Raw genomic sequence first — 19,563 nt, 5'->3', positions numbered from 1 at the left:
GCGTACCATGCTGCTCATTGCAGGACTGGGCAATCCCGGCCCCCGCTACAGTGCGAACCGACACAATATCGGTTTCATGGCCGTGGACGCGATCCAGCGCGACCCGGCCTTCTCCCCCTGGTCGAAGAAGTTCAAGGGCGAGATCTCCGAAGGCCGGATCGGCTCGGAAAAGGTCCTGCTGCTCAAGCCGCAGACCTTCATGAACCTGTCGGGCGACAGCGTCGCCGCGGCGGCCGCCTTCTACCGCATCGAGCCCAAGGACATCATCGTCCTGCATGACGAGCTGGACCTGCCGCCCGGCAAGGTCCGCGTCAAGACCGGTGGCGGGCATGGCGGTCATAACGGGCTGAAGAGCATCGACGCGCATCTGGGGCGCGATTACCGCCGCGTGCGCCTGGGCATCGGGCATCCCGGCGCCAAGGAGCTTGTGTCGCCCTATGTGCTCAGCGATTTCGCCAAGGTCGACGGGGAATGGCTGCAGCCGCTGCTCGACGATGTTGCGCGCCACGCGGCATTGCTCGCCAAGGGTGACGATGCCGGCTTCATGAACAAGCTGGCGCCCGGCCAGTCCAAGGCCGAGCCAGCGGCGGCACAGCCGAAGGCGGCCACGCGCACCGGGCAGAGCCATATCCGCCAGGCGCGGTCGGGCGCCCCCGCCCGGCTGCCGACGAGCGGGCCGATGGCCGACATGCTGAAGCGCCTGTTCGGCAAGGATTGAACGTGACGCCCGGCCGGGCCGTGCCGGCGGGCAACAGGAATGGAAGAGTTTCATGGGTTTTCGTTGCGGTATCGTCGGTCTGCCGAATGTCGGCAAATCCACTCTGTTCAATGCCCTGACCAAGACGGCAGCGGCCCAGGCGGCGAACTATCCCTTCTGCACGATCGAGCCCAATACGGGCGATGTCGGCGTGCCCGATCCGCGCCTGAAGGACATTTCCACCATCGGCAAGTCCGCGCAGATCATACCGACGCGCATCACCTTCGTGGACATTGCCGGGCTGGTGCGCGGCGCGTCCAAGGGCGAGGGCCTCGGCAACCAGTTCCTGGCCAATATCCGCGAAGTGGACGCCATCGCCCACGTGCTGCGCTGCTTCGAGAATGACGACATCACCCATGTGGAAGGCCGGATCGACCCGGTTGCCGATGCCGAGACGGTCGAGACGGAGCTCATGCTCTCGGACCTCGAAAGCATCGAGCGGCGCATCGTGAACGTGCGCAAGCGCGCCGGCGCCAAGGACAAGGAATCCCTGGCGCAGCTTCCGGTCATGGAAGCTGTTCTGGCCAAGCTGCAGGCCGGCGAGCCGGCCCGGGTGTTGGTGCCGGATCTGGATGCGGACGAGCGCGCCCAGCTGCGCGCGCTCAACCTTCTGACCTCCAAGCCGGTCCTCTACGTGTGCAATGTGGCGGAGGCCGACGCCGCATCCGGCAATGCGCATTCGCAGGCCGTGGCCGAGATGGCCGCACGCCAGGGGGCGCGCAGCGTGGTGATCTCGGCCGCCATCGAGGCGGAGATCGCCCAGCTCCCCGATGAGGAGGTCGGCGAATATCTGGAAGCCATGGGCCTGGAGGAGCCGGGCCTCGACCGGCTGATCCGCGCGGGCTACGAACTTCTGGACCTCATCACCTACTTCACCGTGGGGCCGAAGGAAACGCGGGCCTGGACGATCCGCCGTGGCTTCAAGGCGCCCCAGGCGGCCGGCGTCATCCACACCGATTTCGAGAAGGGCTTCATCCGCGCCCAGACCATCGCCTATGACGACTTCGTCCGGCTGAAGGGCGAGGCCGGCGCCAAGGAAGCCGGCAAGGCACGCGACGAAGGCAAGGAATATGTCGTCCAGGACGGCGACATCCTCCTGTTCAAGTTCAACGTCTGATCCAGTCCGCGGCGCGCTCGCGCCCGGCCGCATCGGGAGGGAGGGCCATGATGCGCATGTTCGAGGATTACTCCGTCGGCACGATCCTGCCGATGGGTCCGCATGCGGTCAGCCAGGAGGCGATCATCGCTTTTGCGGCACAATACGATCCCCAGCCCATGCATCTGGATCCGCGCTATCCTGTCGACGGGCCGACCCGGGGCTTCTGCGCCTCGGGCTGGCACGTCTGCGGGATCATGATGCGGATGATGTGCGATTCCTTCGTCAACGCCTCCGCATCGGAGGGATCGCCCGGCGTCGATCGCCTCGCCTGGCGCCACCCGGTCCGGCCGGGTGACGTCCTGAGCGGCGGAACGGAAGTGCTGGAGGCACGCCCCTCCGCCTCCCGCCCCGCGATCGGCTTTCTCAAGCTGCGGACGCGACTCGTCAATCAGGACGATGTGGTGGTGGTCGAGGCGGAATATTCCGTCATGCTGCGCCGGCGCGCGGAGGCAACGTCATGAGCTGGTTCGACGAACTCGTGCCCGGGGCGGTGATGGAGCTCGGCGAACATGTCTTCACCGCAGAAGAGATCATCACCTTCGCCACGGCGTTCGACCCCCAGCCCTTCCATCTCGACGCAGAGAAGGCGCGGCACAGCCTGTTCGGCGGGCTTTGCGCCTCCGGCTGGCATGTGACGGCCGTCTTCATGAAGCTCAACGTCGCCACCATGAACCGCCTGGCAGAGGACCGTCGCCTGGCGGGGTTGGACGAACCGCAACTGGGTCCGTCCCCCGGTATCGAAAAGCTCCGCTGGCTGCGCCCCGTCTATGCCGGGGACAGGCTCGCCTACCGCTCGACCGTCCTGGCCACACGGCATTCGGCCAGCCGGCCGGGCTGGGGCATCCTGCAATCGCGCATCGACGCGCAGGATCAGGAGGGCCGGCCGGCCCTGACCTTCGAAGCCAGTCTTTTCCTGCGCAGCTAACGCAGCCTGGCATGAACGCGCCGTGCCTCGACGGTGAGCGTCGCCGCGGCGCCGGGCGTGTCGGCAATGTCGCTGTCGACCAGCGCGGCAATGGCCCGGATATCGTAATGAAGATCGGCACCGCGCGGGTAGCGCGCGGTCAGGTCCAGATCGTCCGCGGCGATCCGGGTCGCTGCGGGAGCCGATCCGTTATCATCAAAGGCGAGCTCCGCGCGCATGGCGCGGACGGTCATGTCGATCGTCGCCGCCCGGCCGTCGAAGGACAGGCGCGCCGCCTCCCCGTTCAGCCTGACCGCGCCGAAGGCGCCGGACAGGCTGATGTCGGACGCTGTTTGATCGATGGAAAGGTCGACCTGCGGCGGCACGTCGATGGTGAAGGTCACGGCGCAATCGTCCGAGCCGTCCTGCGTCTCCAGGATCAGCGTTTCGCCCTCCAGCCGCATGCCTGCGGCAGAGGCGCAGTCTCCGTAGTACCAGCTGGAGGGTATCCACCCGGACAGCCACCCATCGGCGCGGGCGGAGGCGCTGGCCCGGTAGGCCCCACCGGCGGCGGCCTGCAGGCGCAGGATGCTTGCAGCACCGGACAGGCGCACCGCGCTGACGCCGGACGTGTCGATGGTGGCCTGCGTCTGGGCAGGGGCCGGCATGGCCCACCCGGCCAGGAGGATCAGGGTTGCGGCCACGGCCGCGGCGAAGCTTCTATGTTGCATCAGGGCGCCCTTGTGCGATTGCCTCGCCGAGGGAGGGCATGGGATCATCGCCCGATGCGTCCCGGATCGCGATACAGGACGACCGTGATCCCGATCCGGGCCATGACGGTCCCGCTTCACTTTGCCCGCACAAGGACGTTCCACCGCCTATGCTGCTCGTTCCCCTGCCCTTTTTCGTGGCCTTCCTGTTACTGACCCTTCTGGCGCGGGAGTATCTGGACCGTAACGCCGCCGGCCCGCGCACCGAGGAAGGCTTCTTCTCCGCGCTCATGGCCACCTACGCGCTGCAATCGATCCTGGTGGGCCTGCGCTGGGGCTATGGCATCACGGCTGTGCTTCCACTCATGGCGGTCACCGCCTGCGTCATCGCGCCGCTCGCCTGGCTGAGCTTCCGCTCCCTCGTCGGCGGGCGGACCGATCCGGGCCTGCCCCAGGCATTTGCGCATCTTCTGCCGGCGCTGCTCGTCGGTGCCCTGGTTCTTCTAGCGCCGCAGGCGGTGGGAACCGCCATCGTTCTCATCTTCGTCGCCTATGGCTGCGCCATTCTCTGGGACGCGCGGCACGGACCGGACGGGCTGACGGCCTCGCGGCTGGATGGGGTCATCCGCTCCCACCGCGCCATGTGCGCAACGGGCGTCGCGCTGCTCGCCTCGGCCGCGTCGGATATCGGCATCGGGCTGGACCTTGCATGGCACGGCGGCCGGCACGGCGCGACCATCGTCGCCTTCGGGAATCTCGTCATCATCATCGCCCTTGCCGGTGCCGCATCGCTTGCACGCGGCAGCCGCTCCGGACCTATGGAGGCTCAGGGGCAGCAGGAGCGCACGCCTGCCCCCTCAAAGGCCGCTTCGCAAACCGAGACGCAGACGGCGTTGCGGATCGAAGCGCTGATGCGCGAGACGCGGATCTATACGGACCTCGATCTCAACCTTTCCCGCATCGCACGCAGGCTCGGCCTGCCGGCCCGCGACGTATCGGCTGCGATCAACCGAAGCCTTGGCATGAGTGTGTCGCATTACGTGAATGCGCTGCGGGTGCAGCATGCCGCCGAGCGTCTGGCGACGACGAGCGACAGCATCACGGCGATCATGCTGGACTCCGGCTTCTCGACCAAATCCAACTTCAACCGCGAGTTCCAGCGCGTTCTCGGGACCACCCCGAGCGCCTGGCGTCGCGCGCACGGAGCCGGCGGCAACGAGGCGACGCTGATCGCAGATCCGGCAGCGCCCCTTCTACACTGAAGCGGCAGTGCCGAACACCGAGGCGCGCGAATGGTCGGCTCGTCATCCGCAGGCTCCGCCCGGCCCGATGGCCGGCCGGCAAGTCACGCGGCGACGAACTCAGCCGATCATTCGATTGGGTCCTAAAATGAAACAGGGGCCACACGGGCCCCTGTCGATCGACGTGAAATGACGCGTCCCGTCAGTGCGGGATCTTCGCCCAGACCCGGCGCTTCACGGCATAGAGCATGCCCGCGAAGATGACGAAGAAGATCATCACCACGAAGCCGGTGGACTTGCGCTCCACCAGATGCGGCTCTGCGGCCCACATCAGGAAGGAGGCGATGTCGCGGGAATATTGCTCCACCGTCTCGGGCGCACCGTCATCATAGGTCACCTGGCCGTCGCTGATGGGCTGCGCCATGGCCAGGGCCGAGGATGCGATGAAGTACGGGTTGTAATGCGTGCCGGGCTGGAGCTGCAGATTGGCTGGTGGCTCCTCGCCATAGCCGGTCAGCAGCGCGTGGATATAGTCCGGCCCGCCTTCCGCATACTGGGTGAAGATATCGAAGACGAAAGCCGGGAAGCCGCGCTCGACCGCACGTGCCTTGGCGATGAGCGACAGATCTGGCGGATGGGCGCCGCCGTTCGATGCTGCGGCCGCTTCCGGGTTCGGGAAGGGCGCGGGGAAATGATCGGTCGGGAGGCCGGGGCGCTCGAACATGTCGCCGCTCGCATCCGGCCCGTCCTGGACCTGATACTCGGCGGCCAGGGTGCGGACCTGCGCATCGCTGTAGCCGAGCGCCTGCAGGTTGCGGAAGGCGACGAGGTTCAGCGAGTGGCAGGACGAGCAGACCTCACGATAGATCTTGAGGCCGCGCTGCAACTGACCGAGGTCCCACTTGCCGAAGGGCCCCGCGAAGCTCCACGACAGGTGTTCCGGCTTCTTCAGCGGGTAATGCGGCGTGGCATGGCTTTCGCCCTCGGCATGGGCGACTTCGCCCTGGCCGCTGGACACCGTATCGACGCCGGAGCCGGAGGTCGGCGCCTCGCCCGGGGCCGGTCCTTCGACCGGCGCGGGCGTTGCCGCCGGAACGGGTTCGGCGTCCTGGGCCGAGGCGGAGAGCGGAGCAAAGAGGACACCCGCCGTCAGAAGTGCTGATAGAAGCCGTTTCATTGCAAGTTCCTTCGTGCGCTTCATCAGCCTTTGGCCGCCGCCGACGCTTCGGCATGGCGAGCACCATTCTTGGCGAGCACCGCATCCGTGATGGAGGCCGGCAGCTTCCTCGGCGTTTCGACCAGGCCGAGAACCGGCAGGACGATGAGGAAGTGGGCGAAGTAGTAGATCGTGCCCATCAGCGACAGCGCCGGGTAGATGCCTTCGGCCGGGCGCGAGCCGAGCCAGCCCAGGAACACGGCGTTGAAGGCGAAGATCCAGAAGAAGATCTTGTACACCGGCCGGTAGGCGGTGGACTTGACCTTCGACGTGTCGAGCCAGGGCAGGAAGAACAGGACGATGATCGAGCCGAACATCACCAGGACGCCGCCGAGCTTGGAATCGATCGGGCCGATGTTGAAGGTGATGGCGCGCAGCATGGCGTAGAAGGGCAGGAAGTACCATTCCGGAACGATGTGCGCCGGCGTCTGCAGCGGATTGGCCGGGATGTAATTGTCCGGATGGCCGAGATAGTTCGGCATGTAGAAGACGAAATAGGCGAAGACGGCCAGGAAGACGATCATCGCGAACGCATCCTTGATGGTCGCGTAGGGCGTGAAGGCCACCGTATCCTGCGGCGTCTTGACCTCGACGCCCGTGGGGTTGGTCTGCCCCGTCACATGCAGGGCCCACACATGCAGCACGACCACGCCCGCAATCATGAAAGGCAGGAGATAGTGCAGCGAGAAGAAGCGGTTCAGGGTCGGGTTATCGACCGCGAAGCCGCCGAGCAGGAGGGTCTGGATCGGGTCGCCGATGCCCGGGAAGGCGGTGAAGAAGCCGGTGATGACCGTGGCGCCCCAGAAGGACATCTGGCCCCAGGGCAGGACGTAGCCCATGAAGGCCGTCGCCATCATCAGAAGGAAGATGATCACGCCGAGAATCCAGAGGATCTCACGCGGGGCCTTGTAGGAGCCGTAATAGAGGCCGCGGAAAATATGCAGGTAGACGGCCACGAAGAAGAAGGAGGCGCCGTTGGCGTGCATGTAGCGCAGCATCCAGCCCCAGTTCACATCGCGCATGATGCGCTCGACCGAGGTGAAGGCCAGTTCCGTCGACGCGGCATAATGCATCGCCAAAACGACGCCGGTGATGATCTGTAGGCCCAGGAACAGGGCGAGCACGCCACCGAACGTATAGGCGTAGTTCAGATTGCGCGGGACCGGATAGGCGACGAAGGAGTCATAGACGAGCCGCGGAAGCGGAAGCCGCGAATCGATCCACCGCTCGATGCCTGTGGACGGAACGTAAGACGAGTGACCACTCATGATTCAGCGCTTCCCCCCGTCAGCCGATACGAATTGTGGTGTCATTGGTGAACTCATACACCGGAATATGCATGTTCTCGGGCGCGGGGCCCTGCCGGATACGGCCGGCCGTATCGTAATGCGAGCCGTGGCACGGGCAGTACCAGCCGTCGTAATCCCCGGCCTGGCCGAGCGGAATACAGCCCAGATGCGTGCAGACGCCGATCATGACCAGCCACTGCTCGCGGCCGGGCACGGCGCGGTTTTCGTCCGTGGCCGGCGCGTCGGCGGCCAGGTTCTCGTTCCGGGCGATGGGATCCTTGAGCGATGCGAGCGGCACCTGCTTGGCTTCCTCGATCTCGGCCGGGGTGCGCTGGCGCACGAAGACCGGGCGCCCGCGCCACTTGGCGGTGATGGACTGGCCTTCGGCGATCTGGCTGACATCGACGTCGATCTGCGCCAGGGCGAGCGTGGCGGCATCCGGGTTCATCTGGTCGATGAAGGGCCACGCCACGGCGACCGCGCCGACGGCCGCAGCCGCCCCCGTCGCAATGAAGAGGAAGTCCCGGCGGGTGGTTTCCGATGTGTCGTGGACGCTCACGGCCAATCACGCTCCTTCAGGCTTGCCGGTGACGACCGGCGCATCAGGCCGGCGGCACCGCGACTCGGCCGCGCGAAAAGCACGGCACGGCCGAGGGTCCTACGACCGGCCGGTTTTCTTAAGCGGCCACTTGGAACTTGTCCAGACTATGGCTGCATGACGGCGGCATTATCCTTCGACCGTGCCTTCCGCGCCGCTTTCGAGGAAGCCGCCGACCTGCCGTGCCCACAGTTGGGCATAGATGCCCTGGGCGGCGATGAGGTCGGCATGCGTACCCTGCTCCACGATGCGCCCCTTGTCCATCACGACGAGCCGGTCCAGCGCGGCGATGGTCGACAGGCGGTGCGCCACGGCGATGACGGTCTTGCCCTCCATCAGGCGGTATAGGTTTTCCGCGATGGCGGCCTCCACCTCCGAATCCAGCGCCGATGTGGCCTCGTCCAGGAGCAGGATGGGCGCGTCTTTCAGCATCACCCGGGCGATGGCGATCCGCTGGCGCTGGCCCCCCGAAAGCTTCACGCCGCGCTCGCCCACCTCGGCGTCGAGGCCGGCCCGGCCTTCCCGGTCGCTCAAAGCGCCGATGAAGCCGCTGGCCTCGGCCCGCTCGATGGCGCGTGTCAGATCCTCCGGCGATGCGTCCGGGCGGCCGTAGAGGACATTGTCGCGGATGGTCCGGTGCAAGAGCGACGTATCCTGCGTGACCATGCCGATCTGCCGGCGCAGCGATGCTTGGCTGACCTTCGAAATATCCTGGCCATCGATCAGAATCCGGCCGGACGATACGTCGTAGAAGCGCAGGAGAAGGTTCAGGAGCGTGGTCTTGCCGGCGCCGGACCGCCCCACGAGGCCGATCTTTTCTCCGGGCGCGATCGTCAAGGTGAAATTCTCGACCACCGCGCCGGCCGGCCGGTGCTTGCGCGGCGCCGCATAGGAGAAGGACACGTCCTCGAAGCGCACCTCGCCCTTCGATACGGTCAGTTCGCGCGCGTCGGGCTTGTCTTCCAGCGCCACCGGCAGGGTGAAGGTCGAGATGCCGTCGCGGATCGTGCCGATATTCTCGAACAGGGCGGACACTTCCCACATGATCCATTGGGACATGCCGTTGAGGCGCAGGACGAGCCCCGTCGCCACGGCGATGGCGCCGACGCTGAGGAGTTCCTCCAGCCACAGCCCGATGCCGACCGCGGTCACGGCAAAGAGCAGGAGCGAGTTCAGAAGATACAGGCAGACATAGAAGGCGGTGATCAGCCGCCCCTGCCCGTAGACGGTCGTCAGGAAGCCGGACATGCTGTCGCGCGCGTGGCCGGCCTCACGCCGGGTATGGGCGAAGAGCTTGACCGTGCCGATGTTGGAATAGGCGTCGACGATCCGCCCCGTCATCAGGGCGCGCGCATCCGCCTGCCGCTCGGCCACGACCATGAGCCGGGGAATGAAGTAGCGCAGCATGAGCACGTAAAGGATCAGCCAGCCGATGAAGGGCAAGGCCAGCCGCCAGTCCGCGGCCGCGATCAGCACCACGATCCCCGTGAAGTAGACCGCGACGTAAAGCAGCACCTCGATGCTCTTCATGACGGTTTCGCGCACGGCGAGCGCGGTCTGCATCAGTTTGGTCGCCACCCGGCCGGCGAACTCGTCGTGGAAGAAGCCGAGCGACTGGTCGAGCAGCCAGTTGTGGACCGTCCAGCGGAACCGCATGGGGAAGTTGGCGAAGATGCCCTGGAAGGTGAACAGGGACTCGATGAAGACGAGACCCGGCAACAGGACCAGGATCACCAGCGCCATGATGACGAGCGTGCCGCCCTGCTCGGCCAGGAACGCCTCACGCGGGGTGGAGGACAACCAGTCCACGATGTCGCCCACGAAGGAGAAGAGCATCACCTCCAGGACGGCCACCACCGCGGTCAGGATGGCGACGATCAGGAAGATGGGCCAGAGCGGGCGGACATAATGCCACACGAACCCTGACAGCGTCTGCGGCGGACGCACGCCCCCGACATCGGGGAAAGGGTTCACCAGCCGCTCGATCCTGCCAAACATGCGTTACGCTTCCTGCTGTTCGCGCGCCCCGCTTTGAACGGGGTACGGCTTGATCTATCAGTGCGCCATGACGCTTTCCATCGCCCTGTACCAGCCGGACATTGCCGGCAATGCCGGCACCATCCTGCGCCTTGGCGCCTGCATGGGAGTTCCGGTGGAGATCATCGAACCGGCCGGTTTCGACCTGTCCGACCGCAACCTGCGCCGCGCCGGAATGGACTATGTGGCGCTGGCGACCCTGCGCCGCCACCTCGACTATGCGCAGTTCGCTGAGGAACGTGCGCGCACCGGGCGGCGGCTCGTCCTTCTGACCACGCGCGCGCAGGCCGCCTATACGGATTTCACCTTCCGCCCGGACGATATTCTTCTGTTCGGCCGCGAAAGCGCCGGCGTGCCCGAGAGCGTCCATGCGCAGGCCGATGCACGCCTGACCATCCCGATGCAGGATGGCGCCCGGTCGCTCAACCTGGCCGTCAGCGTGGCGATGGTGCTGGGCGAGGCGCTGCGCCAGACGCGCGCCACGGGCTAACCGGCCTGCGCCTGTGCAAAGGCGGGCAGGAGCCAGTCCCGGAACAGGGCGACCTTGCGTGGTACGCGCCCGCGTCCATGGCACAGATAGTAGGACTGGCCGTCCGCAGCCGCATGATCGAAGGGCCGGACCAGCCGCCCCTGCGTGAGTTCCGCGCCGTAGAAGAAGGGCGTCAGCATGGCGGCTCCGCGACCCGCCATGGCGGCCTGAGCCTCCAGGTGCTGGGCGCCCATTCGCGTTCCCGACCTGCGCGGGCTGTACTGCACACCCAGCTCGGCGAACCATAGCCGCCACCAGGGGTCGTCCTCGTCAATCAAGGGAAGCGTCAGCAGCGCCTCCGCCCCACAATCCGACGGGAGTTGCCGGGCCAGCGCAGGCGCCATCATCGGCGTGAAGGTCACCGGCATCAGCCGATGCATCTCCAGGCCCGGCCAGTCACCGCGACCCGACCGGATGGCGAGGTCGAAGGACCCGGCCGACAAGTCTTCCAGCGCCTGTGTCGAATCGAGGCGCACCGCAATGTCGGGATGGGCGAGCTGGAACGCGCCGATATTGGAGGCCAGCCATTGGGCGGCGAAGGTCGGCAGAACCGTAATGGACAGGACCTCGGCCGTCGCTGCGCGGGCTTGCGCATAAGCGCGCGCCAAAAGAGCCAGTGCCTCACGCGTATCCGGCGCCAGCCTGCGCCCCAGCGGCGTCAGTGCGATGTGCGGGCGGCTCCTGCGGAACAGCGGTCCGAGCCGGTCTTCCAGGACCCGGATCTGGTAGCTTACCGCAGCCTGCGTCATGCCGAGTTCGGCCGCGGCCCTGGTGAAGCTCAGGTGCCGCGCAACGGCGTCGAAGGCGCGGATCGCCGTGAGTGGCGGAAGAACTTCCATCAAAATGCCTTATGATATCCCGCTGCGCTTCGATTGGATCGCACCGGCGCCGCGTGGAATAGCTGCATCGGCACGATCGCAGGAGATTCCGCATGGTTTCACGTTCGATGGACCCCGTTCCATACCAGGCCATACGGCGGTGGCCCTGGCGCCAGCATGGCCTTTCGTCATTGATGCGCCTTATCGATGCACTGCGCAAGCGGCGCAAAAGGCTGCAGGAGGATGAATTGCCCACGTCTCTCAAGCGCGATATCGGCCTTCTGGACGGGCGGCCGATCCATCGGCCGGACGGGCGGTGGCGTTGACGGGGGCCTGCTTGCGGCGCGGACGGTTCGACGCTATCGCCTGATCTCATGCGCGGCGAGCCTGAGGATATGCGAATGCCAACGAGCCGGGACCTTCTGGAACGCCTCGTCGCCTTCGACACGACCAGCCACAGGTCCAATCTGCCGTTGATCGACTTCGTCGTCGGATATCTTTCGGACCACGGGCTGGAATGCACGCTGCAGCGGGACGAAACCGGCCTGAAGGCCAATCTCTGGTGTACGATCGGACCCTCCGGCCAGGATGGCGGCATTATCCTGTCCGGGCACACCGACACCGTTCCCGTCGACGGGCAGGACTGGTCGAGCGACCCGTTCACCCTGTCGGAGCGCGGTGGGCGGCTTTATGCGCGCGGCGCCTGCGATATGAAGGGTTTCCTGGCCTGTGTCCTTTCGGCCGTGCCGAAAATGCTGGCCGCGCCGCAGCGCCGGCCATTCCATATCGCCTTCACCCATGACGAGGAGGTGGGCTGCATCGGGGCGCGGCAGCTGGTGGAAAAGCTCGCCGCCGAGACGGTCCGCCCGGCCTTCTGCGTGGTGGGGGAGCCGACCATGATGGGCGTCGTCACCGGCCACAAGGCCAAGCGCTCCATGCGCGTGACGGTGCATGGGCGCAGTTGCCACTCCTCGCTCGCGCCGAAGGGCGTCAACGCCATCGACCATGCTGCCTCACTGATCCTGGCGCTGCGCGCCATGGGCCGGCAACTGGCGACATTGCCGGGCGATCCGGCTTACGACATCGCCGTCACGACGGCGCATACGGGCACGATCGAGGGCGGAACCGTCCTGAACATCGTGCCGGACCGCTGCAGCTTCACCTGCGAGTTCCGCGTGCTGCCGGACCAGGATCCCGACGCGCTGGTGGCTGAGCTGCGCCAGGCGATCGCATCGGAAGAAGCCGCCATGCGCAGGCTCGCGCCGGAAGCCCGGATCGAGCTCGACGTCTATGCCGGCTTTCCCGGCCTCGATACGCCGGACGATGCGGAGATCGTCCGGCTCGCCAAGGGTTGGTCGCAGTCCAACGGACAATCGAAGGTCGCCTACGGCACCGAGGCGGGGCTGTTCGCGAACGGACTGGGCACCGCCACCATCGTGTGCGGGCCCGGCTCCATCGATGTCGCGCATCGTCCCGACGAATATGTCGAGATCGCGCAGCTCGATCGCTGCGACGCCTTCCTGGAGCGTCTCATCGCATGGAACGGGGCTTGAAGGACGGCATCCGTGGCGGCGATAATGCGGCTGCGCCTGTGATGGCGCCCATGCACCGGGAAGCCACCATTGCGTCATGATCCGGGCATCTCCGCCGCCCGATTGCCGAAAGCGGCACCGCAGGCCCGACGCGGCGAGGCCGCCTCCGGCGGGCGCGCGCGCGGCTGGATCTGGATCGTGGTCATGGCGATCCTGGCAGCATCCGCCTACGCCGCCAACCTTGCCTATACGCGCGCGCTGGACCAGACCATCGCCAATGGCGCGGAAACGCTGAACCTCGTGCGGACGGGGCTCGAGGGCCACCTGGCCCGCTACGAGAACCTGCCGGAACTGATTGCCGACCAGGATATCGTCAAGCAGGTCCTGAGCGAGCCCGTATCCCCCATGACGGAATCGCTCGCCAATCTGTATCTGGAAGACGCCGCCGCGCTTCTGGGCGTCATGGATGCCTATGTCATCCGCCCTGACGGGGAAACCATCGCGGCCAGCAACCACGATACGCAGATGAGCTTCGTCGGCCGCAATTTCCGCTACAGGCCGTATTTCCAGGATGCACTGGCTGGCGCGCCGGGCCGCTTCTTCGGCATCGGCACGACGTCCAACAAGCGCGGCTACTACTTCTCCGCCCCGGTGCGGGTGGGCGGCAACATACTGGGCGTCGTCGCCCTGAAGATCGATATGGATGCGCTGGAAGCCTCCTGGGGGTCCGGCATCTCGGAGATCATGGTGGTCGACCCCGAGGGCGCCGTCTTCATGGCCGGGCGGCCGGAATGGCGCGTGCGCAGCTTCGTCCCGCCGGGGCCGGACGCCATGGCGCGAACGGCCGAGACACGGCGCTATGCGGATGCGCCGCTCGAGGCGATCGGCTTCGGCTTCCAGACCGACGAGAACGGGCACGAGGTGGCGCGGATCGGCTCGGGCGCCGATGCCCGCAGCTATGTGGTGCTGAGCCAGGACATGCCCGATGCCGGATGGACTGTGAAGGTCCTGGCGGACCGGACGGTGGCGCAGGACCAGGCGCTTGCGGTGGGCGTCGCCGCCCTTCTTCTTCTGGCGCTGATCGCCGCGCTTGGCGGCATTCTGTACCTGCGCAAGGTGCGTGGCCTGGAGCGCCTGCGGCTCCAGCGCGAAGCGCAGGAGCAGCTGGAGCGGCGCGTGGCTGAGCGCACCACCGAGCTCGGTCTTGCCAACACGCTCCTGGAGCGGGAGGTGATCGAGCGGCGCGCCACCGAGCACACCCTGCGCCAGACGCAGTCGGACCTGGTGGAAGCCGGCAAGCTGGCCGCGCTCGGCCAGATGTCCGCTGCGCTGAGCCACGAGTTCAACCAGCCGCTCGCGGCCGCCAGCGCCTATGCTGAAAATGCGCTCGTGCTGATCGAGCGCGGCCGGATCGCGGAAGGGCGGGCCAATGTGGAACGCATCGCCGATCTGATGGACCGGCTCTCATCCATCTCCCGCCACTTGCGCACCTTTGCGCGGCGGCCGGACGACATGCTGCAAGAGGTCCGGCTGACGCAGGTGGTCGAGGATGCCATGACCATCATCGGCCGGCGCGTCACGACCGCCGATGCCAGCATGGACATCCGCATCGACCCGGCGGCCGACGCCGTCATGGCCGTGGGGGTGCGTCTGCAACAGGTGCTCGTCAACCTGATCTCCAATGCGGCGGACGCAGTGGAGGACACGCCGGATCGCCGCATCACCGTGACGTCGCAGCCCTCGGCGGACGGCACGGTGGAGCTCAGCGTCGAGGATACGGGGCCCGGTGTGCCCGAAGCGATCCTGCCCCGCATCTTCGACCCGTTCTTCACCACCAAGGGTGTGGGCAAGGGGCTGGGCCTCGGACTGTCGATTTCCTACAACATCGTGCGCGATATGGGCGGCACCCTGCATTGCGAGCGCGGTGCCGCCGGCGGTGCACGCTTTACCCTCTCGCTGCAGACGCCGGGCTTTGGGACGGACGGTTCATGAGCCAGCCACAGGTCATTCTGGTCGATGATGAAAAGGAGGTCCGCCTCTCCTATTCGCAATCGCTCGAACTGGCGGGATTTGCGGTGCGCGCCTTTGCCAGCGCCGAACATGCGCTCGACCTCATATCCCCCGAGTTTCCGGGCGTCGTCGTGTCGGACATTAGGATGGCCGGGCTCGATGGCATGTCTTTCCTGTCGCGCGTGCGCAGCATGGACCGGGAGCTGCCGGTCATTCTCATCACCGGCCATGCCGATACGGCCCTGGCCGTGGCCGGCATGCGTGAAGGCGCCTACGACTTCATCGAAAAACCCTGTCGCCCACGCAAGCTGGCCGATGTCGTGGCGCGCGCGGCCGATTACCGCCAGCTGATCCTGGAGAACCGCCGCCTGCGGGACTGGTCCACCCGGCAGGAGGACACGATCGAGGCGCGGCTCATGGGGCGCACGCCGGCCATCGCCGACCTGCGGCGTTTCATCCGCACCATCGCGCCGAGCGATGCCGATATTCTCCTCGTCGGCGCCACGGGCACCGGCAAGGGGCTCGTCGCGCGGCTCATCCACGATGTCAGCAAGCGCGCCGCCCGGCCCTTCGTCCTGGTCGACTGCGCCACCCTCTCGCACGCAGCGCCGGAAGCCGAACTTTTCGGAGTCGAAGCCGGGGCGGCGGGCTCCGGGCGCGCCCGCTTCGGCAAGATCGAGCAGGCGCATGGCGGCACGATCCTGTTCGACAATCTGTCCCGCATGCCGCTCGATCTGCAGGCCCGCCTCGCCCGCGTGATGGAAGATGGCGCCCTGACCCGCATCGGCGGCCATGGCAGCATCCCGGTCGATGTGCGCTACATGGCGGCCCTGCGCGTCGACCCGGACGCGGAAGTCGCCGCCGGCCGCCTGTCGCCCGAGCTTCTGTACAGGCTGAACGTCGCGACCATCCATCTGCCGCGCCTCGACGAGCGACGGGAGGATATCTCCCTCCTGTTCCTCAAACTCGCAAACGACGCCGCCGCGCGCATGGGCACGGAGCTGGACCCCGTGCCGCCGAGCATCCTGCAGGATCTCATCAACCGGCCCTGGCCCGGCAATGTCCGCGAACTCGCCAATGCGGCGGAGCGCTACGTGCTCGGCGTCGGGCACGGGCCTGCACCCGCCGCGGCGCAGGACAACGCCACCAGCCGTCGGCTGGCCGATCGCGTGGCGGAATACGAGCGCTCGCTGATCATCGGCACGCTGGCCACCTGCGGCGGCAACCTGAAGGCCGCCTATGAAATCCTCGGCCTGTCGCGCAAGACGCTCTATGAGAAGATGCAGAAGTTCGGCCTCGACAAGCGCGACTTCCGGGATCCCGACGATCCGGCCTGAAGATGCGGATGGGTGGATTTCCACCCATCCTGAGCGTGGCCTTGGGTCGTAAACCACCCATGCCTGTCGGTGGTTCGGCCGCAACCGTGCAGGGACATGCCAAAAGGCACTTGCGCATGAGGCGGGCACACTATCTCGTAAGGGCACATGTCCGGATTGTCTGATGTGGGATTGCCGCGGCCTCGGGAGGGCCGGTGACGATCCTGGCCTACGGCGCGCTGCGCCGCATGCGCCGTCGCAAGACGCTTCAGAACCGGACTCAATTGCCGGAACCTCCGGCAACGCAACGGGAGGAATGGTCTTGCTGAAATCTTTCGCGCTTTCGACGCTCATGGTGCTCGGTGCCGCTTCGGGTGCCCTCGCCCAATCGGACTACCCCACGCAGCCGATCACGGTCGTGGTGCCCTTCTCGGCCGGCGGGCCGACCGACACGGTCGCGCGGCTGGTGGCGCAGGTCATGTCCAAGGAGCTCGGGCAGCAGGTGCTGATCCAGAATGTCGGCGGTGCCGGCGGCACGCTCGGCGCCGGCCAGGTGGCGAACGCCACCAATGACGGCTACACCCTCCTCCTGCACCATATCGGCATGTCGACCGCGCCGACGCTCTACCGCAACCTCGCCTTCGATCCCCTGACCGACTTCACGCCGGTGGGTCTGATCACTTCGGTGCCCATGACGATCGTGGCGCGCAAGGACTTCGAGCCGACCGACATGGCGAGCCTGACGACCTACCTGAAGGCGAATGGCCAGGACGTGACCTACGCCAATGCGGGGATTGGCTCGGCATCGCATCTATGCGGCATGCTCCTGCAGGATTCGCTCGAGGTGCAGATGATCACCGTGCCCTACCAGGGCGCCGGCCCGGCCATGACCGACATTGTCGGCGGCCAGGTGGACCTGATCTGCGACCAGACGACCAACACGACCAACCAGATCAAGGCCGGCGAAGTGAAGGCCTATGCGGTGACGTCGCCGGCGCGGGTGGACTCCCTGCCCGACCTGCCCACCACCGCCGAGGCGAACCTGCCGCGGCTGGAGATCGGCGTCTGGCACGGGCTGTACGGCCCCAAGGACATGGACCCGGCCATCGTCGCCAAGCTGGAAGCGGCACTGCAGACAGCCCTCCAGGATCCGACCGTCATCCAGCGCTTCGCCGAACTCGGCACCGCGCCCGTCCCGCTCGACCAGGCCACGCCGCAGGCCCTGACCGAAGAGCTGAAGGGCCAGATCGAGCTGTGGAAGCCGATCATCGAGGAAGCCGGCGTCTACGCCGACTGATCAGGGCGGCGCCACCGGCCATGCTGGAACGGCATGGCCGGGGCACTCGGGGGGATATGTCATGACGAACACCGTCACATCCAGGTCCCGGCGCGATATCACCGCTGGGCTGATCTTCATCGTCATCGCCGCGGGCTTCGCGGTGGAGGCGATGAATTACCAATTGGGAACGGCCCTTCGGATGGGGCCGGGCTTCATGCCGCTGATGCTGGCCGGCGGCCTTGCGGGCTTTGGCCTGCTCATCGCCATCCAGGGGTTCCGGCGGCATGACGATACGGTTTCCGAACCCGTCGCCTGGCGCGGCATTCTGCTCATATGCCTGGCGCTCGCCGTCTTCGGCTATGCCGCACGCTCGCTCGGCCTGGTGCCCATCGTCGCGCTCTGCACCTTTCTGTCGGCGCTGGCATCGCGCAACAACAGCATCGTCAGCGCCCTGATCATGGCCGCTGCCATGTCGGCGCTTTGCTATCTCATCTTCAAGATCGGCCTCGGCATCACTTTGCCGACCTTCGGCCCGGTCTTTGCGTTGTAGGCGGAGGGACAGATCGTGGAACTGATTTCTCATCTGGCGCTCGGCTTCGAGACCGCCCTCACCCCCGTCAACGTGTTCTGGTGCTTCATCGGCGTTCTGTTGGGAACGCTGGTGGGCGTGTTGCCCGGCATCGGCCCCACGGCCACCATCGCCATGCTGTTGCCGATCACCTTCACCTTTTCCCCGGTGACGGCGCTGATCATGCTGTCGGGCATCTATTACGGCGCCCAATATGGCGGCTCGACCACGGCCATCCTGATCAACCTGCCGGGGGAGAGCTCGTCGGCGGTGACAGCCATCGACGGCTATCAGATGGCACGCAAAGGGCGAGCGGGGCCGGCGCTCGCCACGGCGGCGCTCGGCTCCTTCTTCGCAGGCTCGGTCGCCACGCTGCTCCTGGCCATCGCCGCGCCCCCGCTCGCCCGCATCGCGCTGAACTTCGGCGCGCCGGAATATTTCGCGCTGATCGTGCTCGGCCTGCTCGTCTCGATCTCGCTGGCGCACGGCTCCGTCACCAAGGCCATGGGGATGATCCTGCTTGGCCTGCTTCTGGGGACCGTGGGTCAGGACATCTACACCGGCACGCCGCGCTTCACCTTCGGCCAGCTCGAACTCTATCAGGGGCTGAACTTCGTGTCGGTCGCCGTCGGCGTGTTCGGCGTGGCGGAGATTTTCCGCAACCTCGAAAACGAGCGGAACCGTGAGGTGATGGTCAAGAAGGTCAGCAATCTCTGGCTGACCAAGGACGACTTCCGCCGCATCGTCGGCCCGGTCCTGCGCGGCACGGCGCTCGGCTCGATCCTCGGCATCCTGCCGGGTGGCGGCCACGTCCTGTCTTCCTTCGCCTCCTATTCGGTCGAAAAGAACCTGTCGCGCCACAAGCACGAGTTCGGCCAGGGCGCAATCGAAGGCGTGGCCGGCCCGGAAAGCGCCAACAACGCCGCGGCGCAGACCTCCTTCATCCCGCTCCTGACGCTCGGCATCCCGGCCCATCCGGTCATGGCGCTGATCGTCGGGGCCTTCATCCTGCAGGGCATCACGCCCGGGCCGGATGTGATCAACTCCCAGCCCGCCCTCTTCTGGGGCATCATCGCCTCCATGTGGATCGGCAACGTCCTGCTCATCATCCTCAACCTGCCGCTGATCGGCCTTTGGGTGAAGATGCTGACCATTCCCTACCGGGTGCTCTTCCCGGCCATCGTCCTCTTTGCGTCGATCGGCTGCTACTCCATCAACAACAACCCGTTCGATGTCTATGCGATCGGCATTTTCGGGCTGCTCGGCTATGTCCTGATCCGGCTCGGCTGCGAACCTGCGCCGCTGCTGCTCGGCTTCGTGCTCGGCCCTCTGCTCGAGGAGCATCTGCGCCGCGCCATGATCATCTCACGCGGGGATCCGATGGTGTTCCTGGAGCGTCCCATCTCGGCCACGCTGCTGGCCATCGGGCTGGCCTGCGTGATCTTCGCGGTGCTGCCCTCCATCCGCAACAAGCGCAAGGAAGTCTTCGTCGAAGACGATTGATCCTTCGCATTCCGGGGCGGCACGTGGCCGCCCCGCTCCACCGCGCGCCCCGCCTGACGGGACGCGCATCGACCATTCGAAAGGGCGAGACTGACAA

General features: G+C 66.5%; 19 protein-coding genes. 13 read left to right on the top strand and 6 right to left on the bottom strand.

Annotated elements, in window-relative coordinates; genetic code table 11:
• Positions 1 to 7 precede the first annotated feature (7 nt).
• The 4 genes from pth to AUL30_RS18310 are packed head-to-tail and all read left to right on the top strand — an operon-like array spanning position 8 to position 2,841.
• Complete coding sequence (gene pth / locus AUL30_RS18325; protein WP_062229349.1) at positions 8 to 718, top strand: aminoacyl-tRNA hydrolase; 711 nt, start codon at positions 8 to 10, stop codon at positions 716 to 718.
• A 52-nt stretch (positions 719 to 770) separates the two neighbouring features.
• Complete coding sequence (gene ychF / locus AUL30_RS18320; protein ID WP_062229348.1) at positions 771 to 1,874, top strand: redox-regulated ATPase YchF; 1,104 nt, start codon at positions 771 to 773, stop codon at positions 1,872 to 1,874.
• 47 nt (positions 1,875 to 1,921) lie between these two features.
• On the top strand, positions 1,922 to 2,377 hold the full coding sequence (locus AUL30_RS18315) for a MaoC family dehydratase (RefSeq protein WP_062229347.1): 456 nt from the start codon (positions 1,922 to 1,924) through the stop codon (positions 2,375 to 2,377).
• Positions 2,374 to 2,841 (top strand): MaoC family dehydratase, encoded by a 468-nt coding sequence (locus tag AUL30_RS18310; protein ID WP_062229346.1) that lies wholly within the window; start codon positions 2,374 to 2,376, stop codon positions 2,839 to 2,841. The genes AUL30_RS18315 and AUL30_RS18310 overlap by 4 nt, the downstream gene beginning before the upstream one ends.
• Here AUL30_RS18310 and AUL30_RS18305 read toward each other — a convergent pair.
• Complete coding sequence (locus AUL30_RS18305; protein WP_062229345.1) at positions 2,838 to 3,551, bottom strand: hypothetical protein; 714 nt, start codon at positions 3,549 to 3,551, stop codon at positions 2,838 to 2,840. The two genes, AUL30_RS18310 and AUL30_RS18305, sit on opposite strands and share 4 nt — an antisense overlap.
• Positions 3,552 to 3,700: 149 nt before the next feature.
• On the opposite strand from AUL30_RS18305, the gene AUL30_RS18300 reads away from it, so the two are divergent.
• Complete coding sequence (locus tag AUL30_RS18300; protein ID WP_062229344.1) at positions 3,701 to 4,792, top strand: helix-turn-helix domain-containing protein; 1,092 nt, start codon at positions 3,701 to 3,703, stop codon at positions 4,790 to 4,792.
• Positions 4,793 to 4,973: 181 nt separating this feature from the next.
• On the opposite strand, the gene AUL30_RS18295 is transcribed toward AUL30_RS18300, so the two are convergent.
• The 4 genes from AUL30_RS18295 to AUL30_RS18280 form a co-directional block, all read right to left on the bottom strand.
• Positions 4,974 to 5,948 (bottom strand): cytochrome c1, encoded by a 975-nt coding sequence (locus AUL30_RS18295; RefSeq protein WP_062229414.1) that lies wholly within the window; start codon positions 5,946 to 5,948, stop codon positions 4,974 to 4,976.
• Between the two features lie 23 nt (positions 5,949 to 5,971).
• On the bottom strand, positions 5,972 to 7,255 hold the full coding sequence (locus tag AUL30_RS18290) for a cytochrome b (protein WP_062229343.1): 1,284 nt from the start codon (positions 7,253 to 7,255) through the stop codon (positions 5,972 to 5,974).
• 19 nt (positions 7,256 to 7,274) lie between these two features.
• The gene (petA, locus tag AUL30_RS18285; protein ID WP_062229413.1) at positions 7,275 to 7,835 is read right to left on the bottom strand and encodes a ubiquinol-cytochrome c reductase iron-sulfur subunit; all 561 of its coding nucleotides are present in this window, start codon (positions 7,833 to 7,835) and stop codon (positions 7,275 to 7,277) included.
• Positions 7,836 to 8,003: 168 nt separating this feature from the next.
• Positions 8,004 to 9,872 carry an ABC transporter ATP-binding protein gene (locus tag AUL30_RS18280; protein ID WP_062229342.1) on the bottom strand — a complete coding sequence of 623 codons (1,869 nt, stop codon included), beginning with the start codon at positions 9,870 to 9,872 and terminating at the stop codon, positions 8,004 to 8,006.
• Between the two features lie 67 nt (positions 9,873 to 9,939).
• On the opposite strand from AUL30_RS18280, the gene AUL30_RS18275 reads away from it, so the two are divergent.
• On the top strand, positions 9,940 to 10,401 hold the full coding sequence (locus AUL30_RS18275) for a tRNA (cytidine(34)-2'-O)-methyltransferase (protein WP_062229412.1): 462 nt from the start codon (positions 9,940 to 9,942) through the stop codon (positions 10,399 to 10,401).
• Here the strand turns inward: AUL30_RS18275 and AUL30_RS18270 are convergent.
• Positions 10,398 to 11,279 (bottom strand): LysR substrate-binding domain-containing protein, encoded by an 882-nt coding sequence (locus AUL30_RS18270; RefSeq protein WP_062229341.1) that lies wholly within the window; start codon positions 11,277 to 11,279, stop codon positions 10,398 to 10,400. The two genes, AUL30_RS18275 and AUL30_RS18270, sit on opposite strands and share 4 nt — an antisense overlap.
• A 92-nt stretch (positions 11,280 to 11,371) precedes the next feature.
• Between AUL30_RS18270 and AUL30_RS19880 the strand changes: the two genes are divergently transcribed.
• The 7 genes from AUL30_RS19880 to AUL30_RS18240 all read left to right on the top strand — a co-directional run bounded on the left by AUL30_RS19880 (position 11,372) and on the right by AUL30_RS18240 (position 19,466).
• On the top strand, positions 11,372 to 11,584 hold the full coding sequence (locus AUL30_RS19880) for a hypothetical protein (RefSeq protein ID WP_157070306.1): 213 nt from the start codon (positions 11,372 to 11,374) through the stop codon (positions 11,582 to 11,584).
• A gap of 75 nt (positions 11,585 to 11,659) precedes the next feature.
• Positions 11,660 to 12,811, top strand: a complete 1,152-nt coding sequence (argE, locus tag AUL30_RS18265; RefSeq protein WP_306302742.1) for an acetylornithine deacetylase — start codon at positions 11,660 to 11,662, stop codon at positions 12,809 to 12,811.
• A gap of 183 nt (positions 12,812 to 12,994) precedes the next feature.
• Complete coding sequence (locus AUL30_RS18260; RefSeq protein ID WP_157070314.1) at positions 12,995 to 14,782, top strand: sensor histidine kinase; 1,788 nt, start codon at positions 12,995 to 12,997, stop codon at positions 14,780 to 14,782.
• Positions 14,779 to 16,137: a sigma-54-dependent transcriptional regulator gene (locus AUL30_RS18255; protein ID WP_062229340.1), complete on the top strand. Its 1,359-nt coding sequence runs from the start codon at positions 14,779 to 14,781 to the stop codon at positions 16,135 to 16,137. The genes AUL30_RS18260 and AUL30_RS18255 overlap by 4 nt, the downstream gene beginning before the upstream one ends.
• A 295-nt stretch (positions 16,138 to 16,432) precedes the next feature.
• Entirely contained in the window at positions 16,433 to 17,413 is a 981-nt protein-coding gene (locus AUL30_RS18250; RefSeq protein ID WP_062229339.1) for a tripartite tricarboxylate transporter substrate-binding protein, read from the top strand.
• 61 nt (positions 17,414 to 17,474) lie between these two features.
• On the top strand, positions 17,475 to 17,945 hold the full coding sequence (locus AUL30_RS18245) for a tripartite tricarboxylate transporter TctB family protein (RefSeq protein ID WP_062229338.1): 471 nt from the start codon (positions 17,475 to 17,477) through the stop codon (positions 17,943 to 17,945).
• Positions 17,946 to 17,960: 15 nt separating this feature from the next.
• Positions 17,961 to 19,466: a tripartite tricarboxylate transporter permease gene (locus tag AUL30_RS18240; RefSeq protein ID WP_062229337.1), complete on the top strand. Its 1,506-nt coding sequence runs from the start codon at positions 17,961 to 17,963 to the stop codon at positions 19,464 to 19,466.
• Positions 19,467 to 19,563: the final 97 nt, after the last annotated feature.

The sequence above is a fragment of the Aureimonas frigidaquae genome (genome assembly GCF_001463905.1).
Classification (GTDB): domain Bacteria; phylum Pseudomonadota; class Alphaproteobacteria; order Rhizobiales; family Rhizobiaceae; genus Aureimonas; species Aureimonas frigidaquae.
This window is presented reverse-complemented; position numbering and strand designations above follow the sequence as displayed.